The organism is Niveibacterium umoris, assembly GCF_014197015.1.
GTDB classification, from domain to species: domain Bacteria; phylum Pseudomonadota; class Gammaproteobacteria; order Burkholderiales; family Rhodocyclaceae; genus Niveibacterium; species Niveibacterium umoris.
Genome location: NZ_JACIET010000001.1, coordinates 1,623,411 through 1,640,849 on the forward strand (window position 1 = coordinate 1,623,411; position 17,439 = coordinate 1,640,849).

A 17,439-nucleotide genomic window follows, 5' to 3' on the forward strand; every position below is an offset into this window, starting at 1 on the left:
GCCAATTTGACACCCGGCTGCACGTACGGAAACATGCAAGACCGTCCCTGTTGTTCCGATGCGGCCCCGCCGCGACCAAGCCGATGCCCAGCACCAATCTCCTGCAGCGATCGCTCGAAGCCGTCTGGCATCCGTGCACCCAGATGAAGCAGCACGAACGCTTTCCGCTGGTGCCGCTCGAGCGTGGCACCGGCCTCTGGCTCTACGACACCAACGGCCGGCGTTATTTCGACGCGGTCAGCTCATGGTGGGTGAATCTTTTCGGACACTGCAACCCGCGCATCAACGCGGCGTTGCAGCGACAACTCGGCACCCTCGAGCACGCGATGCTCGCCGGCTTTACGCACCGACCGGTCGTGGAGTTATCCGAACGCCTTGGCGCCCTCAGCGCATCCCTCGGCGGCGAACGGTTGGGGCACGCCTTCTACGCATCAGACGGCGCATCCGCCACCGAGATCGCGTTGAAGATGAGTGCGCACTACTGGCGCAACAACGGTCAGCCGGCGAAGAACCGTTTCGTCTGCCTCGCCGGCAGCTATCACGGCGAGACGGCAGGCGCGCTGTCGGTCACGGACATCTCCCTCTTCCGCGACGCCTACGCGCCCTTGGTGCGCCAGTCGGAGACGGTTCCCAGCCCCGCATGCGGCGCAGCAGATCAACGGACCGAATCGGCGCGTCGTGCCGCTGATGCCCTCGATGCATGGCTCACGCAACACGCCGACACCACCGCCGCGTTGATCGTCGAACCGCTGGTGCAGTGCGCGACCGGCATGGCGATGTACGACCCCGAATACCTGCGTCGCGCCCGCGCCGCCTGCGATCGCCACAAGGTCCATCTGATCGCGGACGAAATCGCTGTCGGCTGCGGCCGCACCGGCACCTTCTTCGCCTGCGAACAGGCCAGCATCCGACCCGATTTTCTGTGCCTGTCGAAGGGCATCTCCGGTGGTTACCTGCCGCTGTCGATCGTGCTGACGAGCGACGCGGTCTACCGGGCCTTCTATGACGACGCCACCGCCCGCGGCTTCCTGCACTCGCACTCCTACACCGGCAATCCGCTCGCCTGCACCGCGGCACTTGCGACGCTCGACATTTTTGAGAGCGACAAGGTCCTCGAGACCAACCGCCAGCGTGCCGACGCGCTGACGCGCATCGCCGCGCCGATTGCGCATGATGGCCGGGTCCGCGATTTCCGCCGTACCGGCATGATCTGGGCGTTCGAGGTCGACACCGCCGATCCGCATTTCGCCCGCAAGGTATTTGCCGCCGGTCTGGAGGCCGAAGTCCTGCTACGACCGATTGGGAATACGGTGTACTGGATGCCGCCATACATCTTCGATGACGCCGACGCAGCCTTCCTGGTCGAGCGCACCGGCAACGCCATCGACACCGCACTGGCGAGCTGAGCGATGCCGGTCTGGGACGCGCTGGACGCCGAATTCACCAGCCTCGACGCAGCCGGTCTGCGCCGGCGCCGGCGCACGATTGGCGAACGCCACGGCGTCAACATGGTCGTCGATGGCCACAGCGCGATCAACTTCTGCGCCAACGACTATCTCGGCCTCGCCGACCACCCGACGCTGGTCGAGGCGGCCATTGCCGGCGCGCGGCGCTGGGGTGTCGGTTCCGGCGCCTCGCATCTGGTAAGCGGGCATTTCGGCGCGCACCATGAAGCGGAAGCCCGGCTGGCGGCCTACGTCGGCGCCGAAACCGCGCTGCTTTTCTCCACCGGCTACATGGTCAACGCCGGCGTCATGGCCGCGCTGGTCGGACGCGGCGATGCGGTGTTTGCCGACCGCCTCAACCACGCCTCGCTGGTCGATGGCGCCCTGCTCAGCCGTGCCGAACTGCACCGGTATCCGCACGGCGACGTCGACGCTCTCGATCGGCATCTGCGCGAGAGCAACGCGCGCCGCAAGCTGATCGTCACCGACAGCGTGTTCAGCATGGACGGCGACATCGCACCACTTGGCGCGCTGTTCGATCTGGCCGAGCGCCACGATGCCTGGCTGATGATCGACGACGCGCATGGCCTTGGCGTCATCGGGCCGCAAGGTCGCGGCGCGCTGCGTGCCTTCGGCCTCGCGTCACCCCGCGTGCTGTACGTCGGCACGCTCGGCAAGGCCGCTGGCGTGTCCGGCGCGTTCGTCGCCGGCGCTGCGCCGGTGGTCGAATGGCTACTACAGAAAACGCGCACCTACATCTTCACCACGGGCATGCCACCCTTGCTGGCAGACACCATCAGCGCCGCAGTCGGGCTGCTGGAAGCCGCCGACGAGCGCCGCATGCATGTGGCCGAGCTGATCTCACAACTGCGCCGCGGATTGAGGCAGCCGGAGCGGCTGATCCCGTCGACCACGCCGATCCAGGCCTACGTTGTCGGCGAGAACCAGGCTGCGCTCGATCTTGCTGGCGCGCTGTTTGCGGAGGGACTCTGGGTGCCCGCAATCCGTCCGCCGACGGTGCCTCAGGGCACCGCAAGGCTGCGGATTTCGCTCTCGGCCGCGCATACCGCATCGCAGGTCGCCACACTGGTCGACGCGATCAATCGTCATACCCCATGAGTCACGAGATCCTTGCGTGGCACGGCTGGGGCTTCGGCCCCGCAGCTTTCGCTCCCCTCTGCGAAGCGCTCCCACCGACGCTGAGGCTCGCAGCGCCCGAACTCGCCGCGCCGGCGAGCGGGTCGTTCGATGAATGGGTTTCTGCGTTGACCGCCACGGTACATCCGCATCAGATCCTGCTCGGTTGGTCGCTCGGCGCGCAACTCGCACTCGCTGCGGTTGCCGCCGGCGCGAGGCCGCGCGCACTGGTGCTGATCGCCGCCACGCCTCGCTTCGTCGCTTCGCCGGACTGGCCCCACGCACTCGATCACAAGACCGTCGAGTCCTTCCGGAACGGATTCGCCACCCAGCCCGAGCAGACGCTGCAGCGCTTTCTCGCCTTGCAGGCACTCGGTGACCGGCAACGGCGCGCGGTGACGGCTACCCTCGCCGCGGCCCGCACGCCCTCCATCATGGCGCTCGCACCAGCGCTCGACGCCCTGATCGGATGCGACCTGCGCGACCGGGTCGGCGAGGTCAGCGTTCCGACACTGCTGCTGCACGGCGGGCACGACGCGCTGATGCCGCGCTCGGCAGCGATCTGGCTGGCGGACCGCATGCCTGGCGCGAGGCTCGAGACCTTTGCCGACTGCGGCCACGCGCCGCATGTTTCCGAACCGGCAGCGGTAAGCCGCGCGCTGAATGACTTCATCGGGCCACTCGCCGATGCATGATCCCGCTTCTTTCGCCGGCGCATCGTCGCCCACGGCGCTGCGTGAACAGCGCAAGCAGATCCGTGCGGCGTTCGGCGCTGCAGCGTCCGCATACGACCTTCATGCCGAGGTGCAGCGCGCCATCGTTGCGGATCTGGCCGCCTGGAGCAGCGACGCCGCCCTGCCCGCGGGGCCGATTCTCGACGCGGGTTGCGGCACCGGATTCGCGAGCACGCTGCTGCGTGGCCACGGTCGACCAATCATCGGTCTCGACATTGCGGCAGAGATGGCCGCCCGCGCTTGCGGCCGCGGCGAATCCGGAATCGTGGCGGATATCGAGCAACTCCCCTTGCGCGCTGGCAGCGTCGCGGGCTACTGGTCCAGCCTTGCCTGGCAGTGGTGCGCTGCTGACCGTGCCGCACGTGAAGCCGCACGCGTCCTGTGCAAGGGCGGCCGCCTGCAGCTTGCAACGCTGGGCCCGGAGACGCTGGCAGAACTGCGCGACAGCTTTGCCGTGATTGACGCGGCCGAACATGTGCGCGCCTTCGAAGCCCCTGATGCGGTCATCGCCGCACTGAAGCAGGCAGGTTTTTCCGCGATCCGCAGCGAACGGCACAGCCGTGCCGGCCACGCACCCGACCTTGCGCACCTGCTGCGCGACATCCGCGGCGTTGGCGCACACACGCTCGGCGGCGGCAGGCGGCGCGGCATGCTCGGCAAGCACGCGTGGCTAAGGCTGTGCGAACGCTACGAGACCTACCGCGAGCCGCAAGGGCTACCGGCGCGTTACGATGTTCTGATGTTCGAGGCGACCCGCTGATGCACTACTACTTTGTTACCGGTACCGATACCGAAATCGGCAAGACCTTCACCACCTGCGCCCTGCTTCATGCCGCGCGCGCGGCGGGTCTGGAATCCGTCGGCTACAAGCCGATCGCCGCTGGCGCGGAAGAATTCGATGGCGTGTGGTCGAACGAGGATGCGCGCCGACTGCGGGCCGCATCAACGCCCGGTTACACGCTCGGCCAGATCAACCCGGTGTGCCTGCGCGAGGCGGTTGCGCCGCACATCGCCGCCGCGGCCGAAGGTGTCGCGCTCGATGTGCCGCCGCTCGTCGCGGGCTTCGAAGCACTTGCTGCGCGCGCCGACTGCGTACTGGTCGAAGGCGTCGGCGGCTTCCGCGTACCGCTCGACGAGCGGCTCGACACGAGCGATCTGGCGCTGGCCTTGCACCTGCCGGTGATCCTCGTGGTCGGCATGCGGCTCGGTTGCATCAACCACGCCCTGCTCACCGCCGAAGCCATCACGGCGCGCGGTCTGCCGCTCGCCGGCTGGGTCGCCAACACGCTGTCGCCGACGATGAGCCGCTTCGACGAGAACCTCGCCGCGCTCGAATCGCGCCTTGCGGCGCCCCTGCTCGGCGTGTTGCCCTACTGCGAGGCCGGGCCGGCCGCACTTGCCGACCGGGTGCGGCTGCCCGGCACGGTATAATCCGGCCTCAATCCGCTGGAATCTCCACATGAAACGCTCCCGCTTCGGCCGCCGCAGCGGCCTGTCCCGCGATGCTGAGAACCTCACCTGGCTCGCTGTGGGCCTTGCTGAATCCGGCAGTCGCGCCGAAGACTGCTTCTGGGAGAGCCGCCTGGCCGACCAGGTCGAGAAACTGCTCGACGAGGGTGACGAAGACACGCTCAACAGCGCGCTTGACCACCTCTATGCCACGCAGGCGAATGCCTACGACGAACTGGCGGACTTGATCGAATCGCGCGCCGAGTCCGGCACACCCGACAGCGGCGAGTTCGACGTGCTGCTGCTTGCTGCGCCAGTGATGGCGTGGTCGCGTTTCGCCATCGCCGCAGCCCCGGTTCCGCCCGCGCAACTGGCCAACCTGCGGGTACACCTGCAGGCGCACGTGCTGGCGGATGGCGTCAAGCTTGGCATGGCCGACTTCCTGTTTTCGCCGGACCAATTGCCGCAAGGCTATTGCGAAACGCGCCGCTTTGCCGTGGCGCTGGGCGAAGCTGCTGCCGTCGGGCAAAACCTGCACATCGCGACAGAGGCGCTGCCCGAAACGGCGAAGTTCCTCTCCGATGTCCGCTACATCCTCGCCGCCGCGGTCGTGCCGCGCGGCGCCCCCTTGTTCCGCTGGCAGGAACGCGACGGCAATCGCGAGCACGCACTGTCGCAGTGGCGCACGCAGGGCGGCGCCGTAATCGCGACGATGATGCCCGGCTGCGCACTCGAAGTGGTGCTGCCCGATGCCTACTTCGCCGCCAGCCGTCAGGCCGACCGCGACTCGCGCCCCTACTCACTGCGCGCGTCGGTGGCCTTCCTCACCACCACGCTCGAAACGCCGCCCGACACACTGCGCGCGATCATTGCGCCCTTCCACGACCGGCAACTCGAGGAATACCGCATCGGATTCACCCGCAAGGGGTCGGATGACGTGATCCACGGTGTCGTGTGGCCGCTGCTCGGCCCGGAAGACGAGAACAGCGAGATTCCGCAGCAGATCGAGGCGGCCCTGCGTGCCTGCGGCATGACCGACATCCTGCAACTCGATACGCGATTTCCGCTTGAGTATTGCGACGATTGCGGCGCACCGATGTATCCGTCGCCGGACGGCGAAGCCGTCCATGCGGAACTGCCGGAAGACAGCGCTGAAGCGGTGCCGCGGCATCTGCACTGAACCGTAACCGCTTTTCGCGGTCGACCCGCGGACAAGGGCAATTCGACTCGGCAGGGGGATACGGATGACACGCAAATTTCAACGGCCGGACGCGGAATGGCGGAAACAGCTCGACGCCGAGCAGTTTCATGTAACGCGGGAAAAAGGTACCGAGCGGGCGTTCACCGGTGCCTACTGGAACGTCTGGGACAAGGGCGAGTACCGCTGTGTGTGCTGTGGCAGCGCGCTGTTCCGCTCCGAAGACAAGTTCGACGCAGGCTGCGGCTGGCCCAGCTTTTCAACCGCTGCGGTCGCCGAGAACGTTGAAACCGCGGCCGACCACAGCTACGGCATGCGCCGCACCGAAGTGCTCTGCACCCAGTGCGGTGCGCATCTTGGTCATGTGTTCGAAGACGGCCCGCAACCGACCGGCTTGCGCTACTGCATCAATTCGGCCTCGCTCCAGCTCAAGAAGGACAGCGAGGGCGGCTGAGCCGCGCCGTTATTCGCGCAGCGCCGCAGCGGTGCGACTGACGAAGTCGCGCCGCGCCAACACGATCAGCACGACGGTGCTCATGCCGATGAAGACCCAGCCGTTGATGCACCAGCTCACCACCGCCAGACCGAAGTAGTAAGCACGTATTCCGGAATTGAAGGCATCTCCGGCGCTGGTGTTCACCTCCGCCTGCTTGCGCGCTGCACGCTCCTTGATCTCGTCGCTCGCGCCTGGCGCCGGCGCCGCGCCGATCACGATGGAAAGCACATTGAACTGGCGCAGCGACCAGGTGAAATTGAAGTAGGCGACGACAAAGATCACCAGCAGCATCAAGAGCTTGAATTCGAGCAACTCGCGACTGGTGTGCGCCGCGAAGGGCAGATCGGCGGTTGCGTTGAGCACACGGTCAAGGCCGCCGACCAGTGCCATCAGACCGGCCAGGATGTAGACCGAGGTGTTGGCGTAGAACGAGACGCTGCCCATCAGGTGCCCGACCAGCGAGACATCGGCCACCCGGTTTTCGCGCTCCATCATCTGCCGTGCCCAGGTCAGGCGCTCGCGGTGGGTGCCGCCCAGCAGGTTGTGCGCACCGTCGTTGCCGCGTTCGACGATGACACCGTAGCCGACCCAGCAGACCAGGAACCAGGCGAGCCCGATCCAGTCGAGCGGACCGAGCAGGTGAAGGAGTCCCGAAAACATCATTGCTCCAGAAGGAAGTCGCGGACCGGCGCGATCTGCGCCGGGTCCATCAGCATCGGCGCGTGCCCCACGCCGGGTATTTCAAGTATCCGCGCCTGCGGGCCGCGGCGCCCCATCTCCTGATGCGTCGCGGCGGTAAGCAAGTCGGATTCCGCGCCGCGCAGTACCAGGGTCGGGCAGCGAATGCCGTCGTACAGCGGCCACAGATCGACATCATTGAGTACCGGGGCTGCGCGGAAGACTTCGCCAATGCCGGGGTCGTAGATCATCTCGAAACCGCCCTCTGCACGACTGCGCAGCGAGGTCAGCGTGAGGTGGCGCCATTGATCGTCGCTGAGCGGGCCAAACGGGGCACTCACCGCGCGGATGTAGGCCTCGGCGGCAGCGTAGTCGGGGAAGACCGGCGCACGGCCGACGTACTCGCCGATCCGGCGCAGCGATGCGCCGGTGACCAGGGGGCCGACATCGTTGAGCACCAATCGCGCGATCGGTTGGTCCGGCTGCGCCGCGATCGCCATGCCGATCAGGCCCCCCATCGAGGTACCGACCCAGTGCACCTGCTCGGCGCCAGACCGCGCGATCAGCACCATCATGTCCGAGACGTATTGCGGCAGGCCGTAATTGGCTTTGTTCGGCAGCCAGTCGCTGCGGCCGCGCCCGACAACATCCGGGCAGATCACCCGGTAATGGGACGACAGCGTGTGCGCGAGCGTGTCGAAGTCGCGACCGTTACGGGTCAGCCCGTGCACGCAGATGAGTACCCGATCGTTGTGCGGGTCGCCCCACTCGATGTAGTGCATCCGGTGCAGGCGCTGGGGATTGGCGCATCGCACCCAACCCTCGCGCGGCGACGCAGACGGCCGCCCACCGAACAATGCCCTGATGCCCGCAAGCATGTGGCCTCCAATGCACTCCGACTCCGATGCGGCGAGTCTATCACCGCGTCGCCGCGAATCCGGTATGCCAGTAACGCTGCGCCGTTTCGCGCCAACGCTCGACAGCGATACCTTCCGCATCGACATGCAGGCGGATCGCGCCGTCGCGGTCGGTGCGCAGATCGGTCGCGCCGGCTTCGCGATAACGTGCGGCGACCTCGTCATGCGGATGGCCAAAGCGGCTGCGATAGCCGACCGAGTACATCACCCAGGCCGGCGCAAGTGCCGCGATGAATGGCGCACCGGAGGAACTGCGGCTGCCATGATGCGGCGCCACCACGACGTCGGTGGGCGCGAGCGCCCCGGCCGCGGCGAGTTCGTCTTCGGAGGCCAGTTCGATATCGGCCGCCAGCAGCACCGCATGGGCGCCGGCACTGACCCGCAGCACGCAACTGTTGCGATTGCCGCCAAGGGCGTGGTCCGGCGACGGATGCAGCACATCGAAATGCACGCCATCCCACTCCCAGTGCTCGCCGCGCACGCAGGGGCGCAGTGCCGGCAGCGTGCCACGCAGCGGATGCGGTTCCGGCAACGACGCCATCGTCTGCGCGACCGCTATTGCATCGATGATCGCCAGTGCGCCGCCAGAGTGGTCGCTGTCGTCGTGACTGACCACCAGCCCGTCGAGGCGCGCAACACCTTCGCCTCGCAGGTAAGGCACGACAATGCGCTGCCCGGCGTCACTGCTGATGCCGTAACGCGGCCCGGTATCGAACAACAGATCGTGACTGGCGGTGCGCACATGCGTTGCGAGCCCCTGCCCGACGTCCAGCATCACCAGATCGAAACTGCCTTGCGGTGGGCGTGGCGGCTGCCAGCACAGCAGCGCGATGAATACTGCAGCCGCCGCGCCACGACCGGGCACCCCCCGCGGTGCCAGCAACCACAGCGCCGCCGCGCTTGCCGCGAGGACCAGCACGCCCGGCGCTGCCGCCTGCTGCCAGATGGCCCATGCCGGCGCTGCGAGCCAGTCGAGTCCGCGCGCCAGCCAGTCGAACAGCCACGCCGCGACATCGAGTGAGGGCGCCCAGTCGCACACCACGAACAACAACTCCAGCGGCAAGAGCACAAAGGTCACCAAGGGCACCGCAACCAGATTAGCGAGCGGCGCTACCAACGAGACCTGGCCTGTCAGTGCCAGCAAGGCGGGCGCCAGACCGAGCCCGATCGCCCACTGCGCCGCCAACCAGCTGCGCACCGCAGAACTGCCCTGCGTCTGCCCTGCCCCCCATAGCAGCAAGGCCACGGCAACGAACGACAGCCAGGTCCCCTTGCTCAACACACACCACGGGTCCCACAACAGCACCGCCACCAGCGCCGAGGCCAGCGCCAGCGCAGGGCGCACGGTGCGCCCGCCATGCGTCGCCAGCGCAACCATGCCGAGCATCACCAATGAGCGCTGCGCCGGCACCGCGGCACCCGCGAGCGCCACATAGCCGGTCGCGGCCAGCAAGCCGAACAATGCCCCCGCTGCCTGCGCAGGAAGCCGCAACGCCAGCCACGGCACGCGGCGCCAGAATCCGGCCAGCGCTGCTCCGGCCACCAGCGCCCACACCGTGACATGCACGCCGGAGATTGATATCAGGTGCGTAATACCGCTGCGCGCGAACAGGCGCCATTGCTCGGCGCTGACAGCGTCCTGGTCACCGATCGCCAGCGCCACCAGCACGCCGCGCCAAGGGGACTGCGGCAGCGCGCGTTCGAATCGATCGCGTATCGACTGGCGCAGGCGTTCGACCGCGATCATCGGAGCGCTCACCTCATCCGCAATCATGTGGGCGGTGGCAACCTCGCGGACATAGCCCGTCGCGCCAACGCCCTCTGCAAGCAACATCGCCTCGCGATCGCTGCCATGCGGGTTCAGTGTGCCGTGCGGGCGTTTGAGCCGTACCGTCAGACGCCATACCTGCCCTGCCCGCAGGTCGGGAATCCCGGCGCTCGCCGAGCGATACCAGCTGATCTGCAGGTGCGAGGGGATGCCACGCGGCGCGTCCAGCGTCTCGAAGACGAATCCGCTGCCGTGATCCACCTTGCGCGGCATCTCGGCAATGCGGCCGGTGACAGCGACATCGATGCCTTCCAGCCCCGCGGCGAGACGATCCGATAGTCGCGATTCGGCGCGCAGGCTCGTGGCGCCAAACCCCACCGCCGAGGCGGCTACAAACACAAGGACGAAGGCGGTGCGCCTGCCGCAGCGAGGCGCGCAAGGGATCAACAGCCCGACCCCGCCAGCCACCGCGAGGCATAGCGCCAGGCCATGTGTCGGCAGCACGGCTTGCGACTGCAGCATCACCGTGCCCAACAACAAACCCGCCGCCAATGGAAAGATCAGTGCCACACGCCCGACGCAATGCCATATGCATGAAGCTGAGTATTGTCGCCGCCACCGCCGTAAGCGCGCGTGGAGCGCTTCACATGCGCGCCCGGGCGCCAGAGTGGCCCGATGATCTCGCGCAAGAATCCATGCACTACCGCTCAAGACCGGGATGCGGCCGCCGATATGCGTCGAATCGACTTGCGCGATCAAGGTTGTCACGACAGAGGCTGGCAGCGAGAATTTGCCAGCCAGCGCCTGGAAACCGGTAACGAACGTCGTTACGCCGCGCGGCGCAAGAGAAAGGACCGCATTGGATACCGGCTTCGCCAGCACCGCTGAGCGCGACGCGGCGCTCGCCGCCTTGAATGCCCTCACGGCGCGCATCGAGTACGAACCGCGTACGGTCGTGGAATTGGCGAACGCGCTGTACGCCGAGGCGGATGAGGCCCTGATCCGCGGCGCAGCATTGGTGCAGCGCGGTGCGGCCCAGCGCATTCTCGGTCAGCACGGCGAAGCGCTTGCGTCGCTCCAGGCAGCCCTGTACGAACTTGCAGACACCGACGACCTTGACTGGCAGGGCGAGGCGCACCTTCAACTCGTAGCCCTCTACGGCCTGGGGCAATCCTTTGAGCTGGCCGAGCACCATCAGGCGCTGGCGCAAGCCGCATTCAAACGCTCCGGAAACCCTCACGGCATCCTTCGGGCGCGGGTGTTTTCCGCGATCAGCCTGGGCATCGCCGACCGCGATGAGGAGGCCCTGGCGCTGTTGAGCGACACATGCAGCGAGTACGCTCGGCTTACCGAGCCCGATCCCGTCGGTCACGCCATGTGCCTTGCCAATCTCGCCGCGGCCCTCACCTATCTGGGCCGCCCGGAGCAAGCGCAGCAGTGTCTCGACGAGGCCCTGCCGCTTGCGCTCAGTGCAAAGAGCCTGCGCGCCGAAGCGATGATCTGCACGCGCGCTGCCAATCTGGCGAAACAGCGCAGCGATGTCGGCACGGCTCGCGCGCTGGCGACGCGCGCCAACGACATCGCCACCAGGGTCGGTTTTGTGCAGCTCATTGCCCTGGCCACGCAAGTACTGGCCGAAATCGCAGAAGCGGATGGCGACATGAAACTCGCCGTATCGCTGACGGACAATGCCCTGCAAGCGGCAGTCAGCGCCGGCGACAGGTCTTGCGCAATAGGGGTTCTGCGCGAGGCGGCCTTGCGGGCCGAACGCATGGGCGATGTCGTGCGCGCGCTCGCCGACTGGAAAGCCCATTTCGACGAACGCCTGAAGTTCCTCGACGAACGCTACCGCAGCAGCGTGCACTTTCAGCAGACCGAACACACGATTGCGCTTGCGCGAAAGCACGGAGCGGAACTGGAATCGGAAGTCCGGCATCAGACCGAAGCCATGGAAGCCACGCTGGCCAAGCTGCGCGCCGAAGCCGACCGGCGACGGCAAGCCGAGGCGGAGTTGCGCCAGCTGGCGGATTACGACCCCCTTACCGCTTGCGCAAGCTGGCATCGCTTTCCGTCTATCGTCAATGAGGTCGTGAACACCTCGCCCCAGGGCGCCGCGATACTGCTGGTCGATCTGCGCGGACTGAAGGCCATCAACGACGAGTGGGGCCACCTGGTCGGTGACCAGTTGGTACGTGAGGCCGCTGCGCGCCTGCGTTCGAGCGTGGCCCCCGACGCCGTGGTGCGCCTTGGGGGCGACGAATTCGTGGTCGTGCTGGCGGGTACGCTACGCGCCCTGACTGCCGGCGAGATCGCTGCGCGGGTCGTGGAACGGATCTCGGCACCGTTCAGTATCAACGGCGAGATGCTGCAGATTTCCACCTCGATCGGTGTGGCCCGTTATCCGGATCACGGCTGCGACGCCGAATCCTTGCTTCAGTCGGCAGACCTCGCGCTCTCGGCCGCAAAACTCGACCATCGTCGCCAGGTCGTGTTTTACGACGCAATCTACGGCCAGCGCCTCAAACGCAGCAACCAGATGCGGCGCCTGTTGCGCACCGCGTTGGCGCGTCGCGAATTCACGCTCTGCTACCAACCCCAGATCCGCCTCTCGGATCGCGTGTTGATTGGCTTCGAGGCGCTGATCGGCTGGCAATCACCAGAACTGGGTGCCGTCTCGCCGGCCGAGTTCATTCCGCTGGCCGAGACCGGCGGCGAGATTCTGAGTTTGGGGCGGTGGGTCTTCGAGTCGGCATTCGCGCAAGCCAAGGTCTGGACCACGCAAACCGGCAGGCCGCTGCGGATGTCGGTCAACCTCTCGATGCGCCAGTTTCGCGACCCGCTGCTCGGCAAACAGATTCGTGAAGCGCTGGATGCCTCTGGCCTTGCGCCCGATCAGGTCGAACTGGAAGTCACCGAAAGCTGTGCCATGGAAGACCCCGAGCAGACGCTGGAGACACTTGGCGCCCTGCGTGACTTGGGCGTACGTGTCGCGCTCGACGATTTCGGCACCGGCTATTCAAACATCGCACAGCTGGTGCGCATGCCGATCAGTTCGCTGAAACTCGACCGCAGCCTGATCAACGGCGTCGGGCGCGAAAGCCGTCGCAACACCATCGTGCTCACCGTCATTCGCGTGGCCCATACGCTCAACATCGAGACCGTCGCCGAAGGCATCGAAGACGAGGCGACCCTTGATGCGGTGAAAGCCCTGGGCGCCACCCACGGACAGGGCTACCACTTCGGCCAGGCGCTTGCACCGGATGATCCGACCCTGCTTCGATGGATTGCCCAGGCATGACTACTCGCCCACATTACCCGCCACGGCCGGTGCCAGTGCTGAACAAAAACGCCAGCAAACCTCATCGGGCGGGGCTCTCGTGAGCATCACCCGACGCGATTTCCTCAACGGCGTGCTGCGCGCGAGTGGCGCTGCAATGGCGGGTGCCGCCGGTCTGCCAAGCACGGCAGCCGAGGCATCGCTGGCGTATCCACCTGCAGCAACAGGCCTGCAGGGTCAGACCGACGCCGCCCGCGCGCCGCTGCATGCCCTGCGCGACGGCCAACACGGCGCGCCAGGAACACCGCGCGAGCATTACGACCTCGTCGTCGTAGGCGCCGGCATCAGCGGCCTGGCGGCCGCCTTCCTGTACCGGCAGCAGGCGGGCCGGCGCGTACGCATGCTGATCGTCGACCCGCTCGACGACTTCGGCGGCCACGCCAAACGCAATGAATTCACCACGCCGGACGGGCGATTGCTGATCGGCTATGGCGGCTCGCAATCGCTCGACAGCCCGAGCCAATGGTCGCCCGCTGCACATCAGCTCCTGAAGGATGTGGGCGTCGATCTGGCGCAGTTCGAGCATTGGTACGACAAGGACTGGGCTGCGCGACGCGGGCTGACTGGTCACGCGATCCTGTTCAACGCCGCACACTGGGGTCGCGAGCAACTGCTGGTGCGCCACGAGGGCAGCAAGGCGGCTGACTGGGTCGACGCCACACCACTGCCAGCCAAGGCCCGCGAAGACCTGCGCGAACTCATCGACGCGCCGCGCGACTACCTTGCCGGACTGAGTCGCGAAGAAAAGCGCGCGCGGCTCGCACGCACCAGCTACGACGATTTCCTGGCCGCGATCTGCGGCTACGACCGGGCGCTCACACGCTACTTCGCCAACCGCACCCGCGGCTACTTTGGTGTCGGCACCGACGCCACCACCGCGCTCGACGCTTGGGCCGGCGGGCTGCCGGGCTTTGGCGGGATGGATCTGGGTGATGAGATGCCGCCCGAACTGAGTCCGAGCGGGCGGCAGGCTTTCAAGGGCAGCGATCCGTACATCTATCACTTTCCGGATGGCAACGCCGGCGTCGCGCGCGCCCTTGTCCGCGCGCTTGTTCCGTCGGCCCTACCCGGTCACGGCATGGAATCGCTTGTGGGCGCCCGCTGCGACTACGCGCGCCTGGATCGCGTGGGCGCTGACGTTCGACTGCGCTTGCGCACGTCGGCGGTAAGCGTCAGGCATATCGGCGACCCGGCGGCGGCGAAGGCCGTGGCCGTGACATGTCGCAGCCGCGAGGGCGACGAATACACCGTCAGTGCGGGGCAAGTCGTGCTGGCCTGTTGGAGCCGCGTGATCCCGCATCTGACCGATGAACTGCCCGCAGCGCAGGTGAGCGCGCTGCGCGACCAGGTCAAGGTGCCGTTGCTGTACGCCAATGTGCTGCTGCGCAACTGGGAGGCCTTCGCGCGCGGCGGGTTTTCGGCGATCAGCAACCCGGGCGGCTTCTGGGACGAGGCGAGTCTGGACTTCCCGGTGAGCACCGATCGCTACCGCTTCGCCAGCCTGCCGTCGGACCCGGTGCTGGTGCATCTCGCGCGGGTGATGGTCGAAGGCGGCGGCGCGAGCGAACGCGCGCAATGCGAGGCGGGTCGGGCCCGGCTGGAGCGACTTGGATTCAACGAGATCGAGCACGAGATCCGTGCCCTGCTGCAGGGTGCGCTGGGCCCATTCGGATTCGAGCACGAGCGGGATATCCACGGCATCACCGTGAACCGCTGGGCGCACGGCTATGCCTATGAATACATGCGACCCTGGGATGCCTACTGGCCGGATGGTCCCCTGCCGATCCATACCGCCCGCATGGGCTGGGGGCGCATCGCGATTGCCAATTCGGATGCCGGCGCTTTCGCCTACGTGCATTCGGCAATCGATCAGGCGACCCGCGCAGTCAGCGAACTGCTGCCGCAGGCACGGCTGGCGCGCTGGAATACCTCCCCGGGCCCATCCTAGAGCCAGCTCAGACCGGCGCGACCACCATCGCCTGCGCGACCACCGTCTCCACCGCCAGTTCGGTGTGATCGCACAGGATCATCGTCAGCGGGCGCTGCTGCAGCACCTTGAGCTGCTGTCCGATGGCAATGCCGTAGGCGAGAAACTGATCCTGCAGCATCGTTTCGAGCGTTGCATCGAATCCGCGGAAACGGACGGTGTCGCCGGGCACTGCATCGGCAAGGCGCATTTCGTTCGGGCTCATCGGCTTACCAGATCAGTTTGAGGATGAAGTGGAAAAGGCCGCCGACCAGGAAGGCCGTCGGCATGATCAGACCCAGCATTGCCGAGGCAACCTTGGCGCCCTGCTCCTTGATCACGATCATCACGCTGGCGATGCAGGGCACGAACAGGGTGATCGTGATCATGCCGACCACTGTCTGCATCGGCGAGAGCTGGCTGCCGAGCGCGAAGAGGCCAGTGGCACCGAAATCGCGGCGCAGGAAGCCCATCACGAACGCCGCGCTCGCCTCTTTCGGCAGACCCAGCCAGCCGGTGACCAGCGGCTCGCCCTTGGCGATGATCCATGGCAGCACGCCGAGCTGATCGAGCACGAACATCAGCAGCGTGCCAAAGAGAAACAGCGGGATCACTTCGACCAGATACCACTTGAGGCGGCCGGCGGTCTTCTTGACCACGTTGCCCATCACCGGCAGGCGCATCGGCGGCATCTCGGTCACCAGCGGTATGCGGCGCCCCGGAATCAGCTTGGCGGCGAGCCAGCCGGAGACCATCAGGATCAGAAGGACGGAGCTGAGCCAGATCAGCGTGGCGGAAAACGAGATCCGCGAGAGCATGCCCATCACCACGCCCAACTGCGCCGAGCAGGGAATCGCAAGCGCCAGCAGGAAGGTCGAAATGACCCTTTCGCGGCGCGTGTGAAGGATGCGGGTGGTGAGCGTCGCCATCGTCACGCAACCGAGGCCCAGCACCATCGGCAACACCGCGCGACCGTTCAGGCCGATCAGCGAGAAGGCGCGATTCGCCAGCACCGACAGGCGCGAGAAGTAGCCAGAGTCTTCAAGAATGCCGAAGGCGATGAAGAAGGTGGTGACGATAGGCAGGATCAGCGCAAGCGCATAGGTCATCCCCATCGTCCACAAACCGTATTGACCCACGAACAGATCGGCCAGCCATGTGACTGGCAGATGGCCGCGTACGAAGCCCTCGACCGCCGGGTTGAGGATGTCGCCGAAGAGATCCTTCTCGGTCAATCCGACCAGGTAACCCGCCCCGAAGACGCCGACGAATTCATACACGACGAAAAGCACCGCCAGCAGGATCGGAAGTCCCCAGATGCGGTGCACCGCGAGCCGCCCGATGCGGGTCGAGAGCAGTTTGGCCTTCGGCACTTCCTTGCGCAGGTAGGCGCTGGCGAGGCGGTCGGCGCCGGCGGCGCGCGCTTGCGCGAGGCCGGTCGACAAGGGTTCGGCGCTCGCGGCCTCGGCGGCTTCGCGGATCGCGACGAGCTGATTGGCGTCGGCCCCGAGACGGGCGGAAAGCCAGCGTTCGACTTCGGCGTCGCGGCCCAGGAACAGCACGGCGAGCCCGCGCGGCGCAAGCGAGGTATTGGGCAAGCGGGCTGCGATCCAGTCCACCGTGTCGCGCACCACCGCTTCAATCGCATCGGGATAGTGAAAGCGCTGTTCGCCGCCATGCTCCTTGTGCGCATGCTTGATCGCTTCGGGGATACGCTGCAGGCCTTCACCGCTGGTCGCGACCGTCTCGATCACCGGTGCGCCGATCGCCTTCGCAAGCCCCGGCAGGTCGATGCCAACGCCGTGCGCGCGCGCTTCGTCGGCCATGTTCAGCGCCAACACCCAGGGAATGCCCAGGTCGGCAAATACCAGCGAGAGCGCGAGTGTGCGTCGCAGATTCTTCGCATCGCCCACCTGCACCAGCGCGCGCAGGTTTTCGTGCAACAGCGCGCGCATCGTGGCGTGTTCGTCGTCCGAACGGGAAGGCAGCGCCAGTACGCCAGGCGTATCCAGCACTTCGGCGCCGCGCTCGAAACGGGCTGCCGCGCGCGACACATCTACCGTGGTGCCGGGGTAATTCGAGACGTTCACATAGGTGCCGGTGAGGCGATGGAACACCACCGACTTGCCGACGTTCGGATTCCCGACCAGTGCGAATACCCCGGGCGCCTTGCCGTCGGCGGCAAGCGCCTGCCTGGCATCGAGAGCGGCTGTGTTGCTGTGGCTGTGTGTCATGTAGGCTACCCGCGGTCGTTGATCCGAAACGTTCCCGGCGGCACCGAAATCCGGTAACGCCAACGCGAATCGTTATCAAT

15 protein-coding genes are annotated in these 17,439 nt (G+C 66.6%); 10 read left to right on the forward strand and 5 right to left on the reverse strand.

All coding sequences use genetic code 11. The features are described from left to right. Positions 1-83 precede the first annotated feature (83 nt). The 7 genes from bioA (at position 84) to msrB (ending at position 6,417) form a co-directional block, all read left to right on the forward strand. Positions 84-1,406 carry an adenosylmethionine--8-amino-7-oxononanoate transaminase gene (gene bioA / locus GGR36_RS07345; protein ID WP_183633627.1) on the forward strand — a complete coding sequence of 441 codons (1,323 nt, stop codon included), beginning with the start codon at positions 84-86 and terminating at the stop codon, positions 1,404-1,406. 3 nt (positions 1,407-1,409) lie between these two features. Continuing rightward, entirely contained in the window at positions 1,410-2,564 is a 1,155-nt protein-coding gene (bioF, locus tag GGR36_RS07350) for an 8-amino-7-oxononanoate synthase (RefSeq protein WP_183633629.1), read from the forward strand. Further along, positions 2,561-3,277, forward strand: coding sequence for an alpha/beta fold hydrolase (locus GGR36_RS07355; protein ID WP_183633644.1), 717 nt, complete (start codon positions 2,561-2,563; stop codon positions 3,275-3,277). Before bioF ends, GGR36_RS07355 begins: the two co-directional genes overlap by 4 nt. Then, on the forward strand, positions 3,270-4,076 hold the full coding sequence (locus GGR36_RS07360; RefSeq protein WP_207064290.1) for a methyltransferase domain-containing protein: 807 nt from the start codon (positions 3,270-3,272) through the stop codon (positions 4,074-4,076). Before GGR36_RS07355 ends, GGR36_RS07360 begins: the two co-directional genes overlap by 8 nt. Beyond that, entirely contained in the window at positions 4,076-4,747 is a 672-nt protein-coding gene (gene bioD / locus GGR36_RS07365; protein ID WP_183633648.1) for a dethiobiotin synthase, read from the forward strand. Before GGR36_RS07360 ends, bioD begins: the two co-directional genes overlap by 1 nt. Before the next feature lie 28 nt (positions 4,748-4,775). Continuing rightward, complete coding sequence (locus tag GGR36_RS07370) at positions 4,776-5,945, forward strand: DUF2863 family protein (RefSeq protein ID WP_183633650.1); 1,170 nt, start codon at positions 4,776-4,778, stop codon at positions 5,943-5,945. 64 nt (positions 5,946-6,009) lie between these two features. After that, positions 6,010-6,417 (forward strand): peptide-methionine (R)-S-oxide reductase MsrB, encoded by a 408-nt coding sequence (gene msrB / locus GGR36_RS07375; protein WP_183633652.1) that lies wholly within the window; start codon positions 6,010-6,012, stop codon positions 6,415-6,417. 9 nt (positions 6,418-6,426) lie between these two features. On the opposite strand, the gene GGR36_RS07380 is transcribed toward msrB, so the two are convergent. The 3 genes from GGR36_RS07380 to GGR36_RS07390 are packed head-to-tail and all read right to left on the reverse strand — an operon-like array spanning position 6,427 to position 10,392. Beyond that, on the reverse strand, positions 6,427-7,119 hold the full coding sequence (locus GGR36_RS07380; protein ID WP_183633654.1) for a DUF599 domain-containing protein: 693 nt from the start codon (positions 7,117-7,119) through the stop codon (positions 6,427-6,429). Continuing rightward, positions 7,119-8,015 carry an alpha/beta fold hydrolase gene (locus GGR36_RS07385; RefSeq protein ID WP_183633656.1) on the reverse strand — a complete coding sequence of 299 codons (897 nt, stop codon included), beginning with the start codon at positions 8,013-8,015 and terminating at the stop codon, positions 7,119-7,121. The genes GGR36_RS07380 and GGR36_RS07385 overlap by 1 nt, the downstream gene beginning before the upstream one ends. A gap of 40 nt (positions 8,016-8,055) precedes the next feature. Further along, positions 8,056-10,392: a DNA internalization-related competence protein ComEC/Rec2 gene (locus tag GGR36_RS07390; RefSeq protein WP_183633658.1), complete on the reverse strand. Its 2,337-nt coding sequence runs from the start codon at positions 10,390-10,392 to the stop codon at positions 8,056-8,058. 105 nt (positions 10,393-10,497) lie between these two features. Here GGR36_RS07390 and GGR36_RS07395 point away from each other — a divergent pair, with 105 nt between their 5' ends. The 3 genes from GGR36_RS07395 (at position 10,498) to GGR36_RS07405 (ending at position 15,107) form a co-directional block, all read left to right on the forward strand. Next, the gene (locus tag GGR36_RS07395; protein ID WP_183633660.1) at positions 10,498-10,710 is read left to right on the forward strand and encodes a hypothetical protein; all 213 of its coding nucleotides are present in this window, start codon (positions 10,498-10,500) and stop codon (positions 10,708-10,710) included. Beyond that, positions 10,682-13,120 (forward strand): EAL domain-containing protein, encoded by a 2,439-nt coding sequence (locus GGR36_RS07400; RefSeq protein ID WP_183633662.1) that lies wholly within the window; start codon positions 10,682-10,684, stop codon positions 13,118-13,120. Before GGR36_RS07395 ends, GGR36_RS07400 begins: the two co-directional genes overlap by 29 nt. Before the next feature lie 79 nt (positions 13,121-13,199). Further along, complete coding sequence (locus GGR36_RS07405) at positions 13,200-15,107, forward strand: NAD(P)-binding protein (RefSeq protein WP_207064289.1); 1,908 nt, start codon at positions 13,200-13,202, stop codon at positions 15,105-15,107. 7 nt (positions 15,108-15,114) lie between these two features. On the opposite strand, the gene GGR36_RS07410 is transcribed toward GGR36_RS07405, so the two are convergent. Then, positions 15,115-15,351, reverse strand: a complete 237-nt coding sequence (locus GGR36_RS07410) for a FeoA family protein (RefSeq protein WP_183633666.1) — start codon at positions 15,349-15,351, stop codon at positions 15,115-15,117. Positions 15,352-15,355: 4 nt separating this feature from the next. Further along, entirely contained in the window at positions 15,356-17,359 is a 2,004-nt protein-coding gene (feoB, locus tag GGR36_RS07415; RefSeq protein ID WP_183633668.1) for a ferrous iron transport protein B, read from the reverse strand. Between the last annotated feature and the right edge of the window lie 80 nt (positions 17,360-17,439).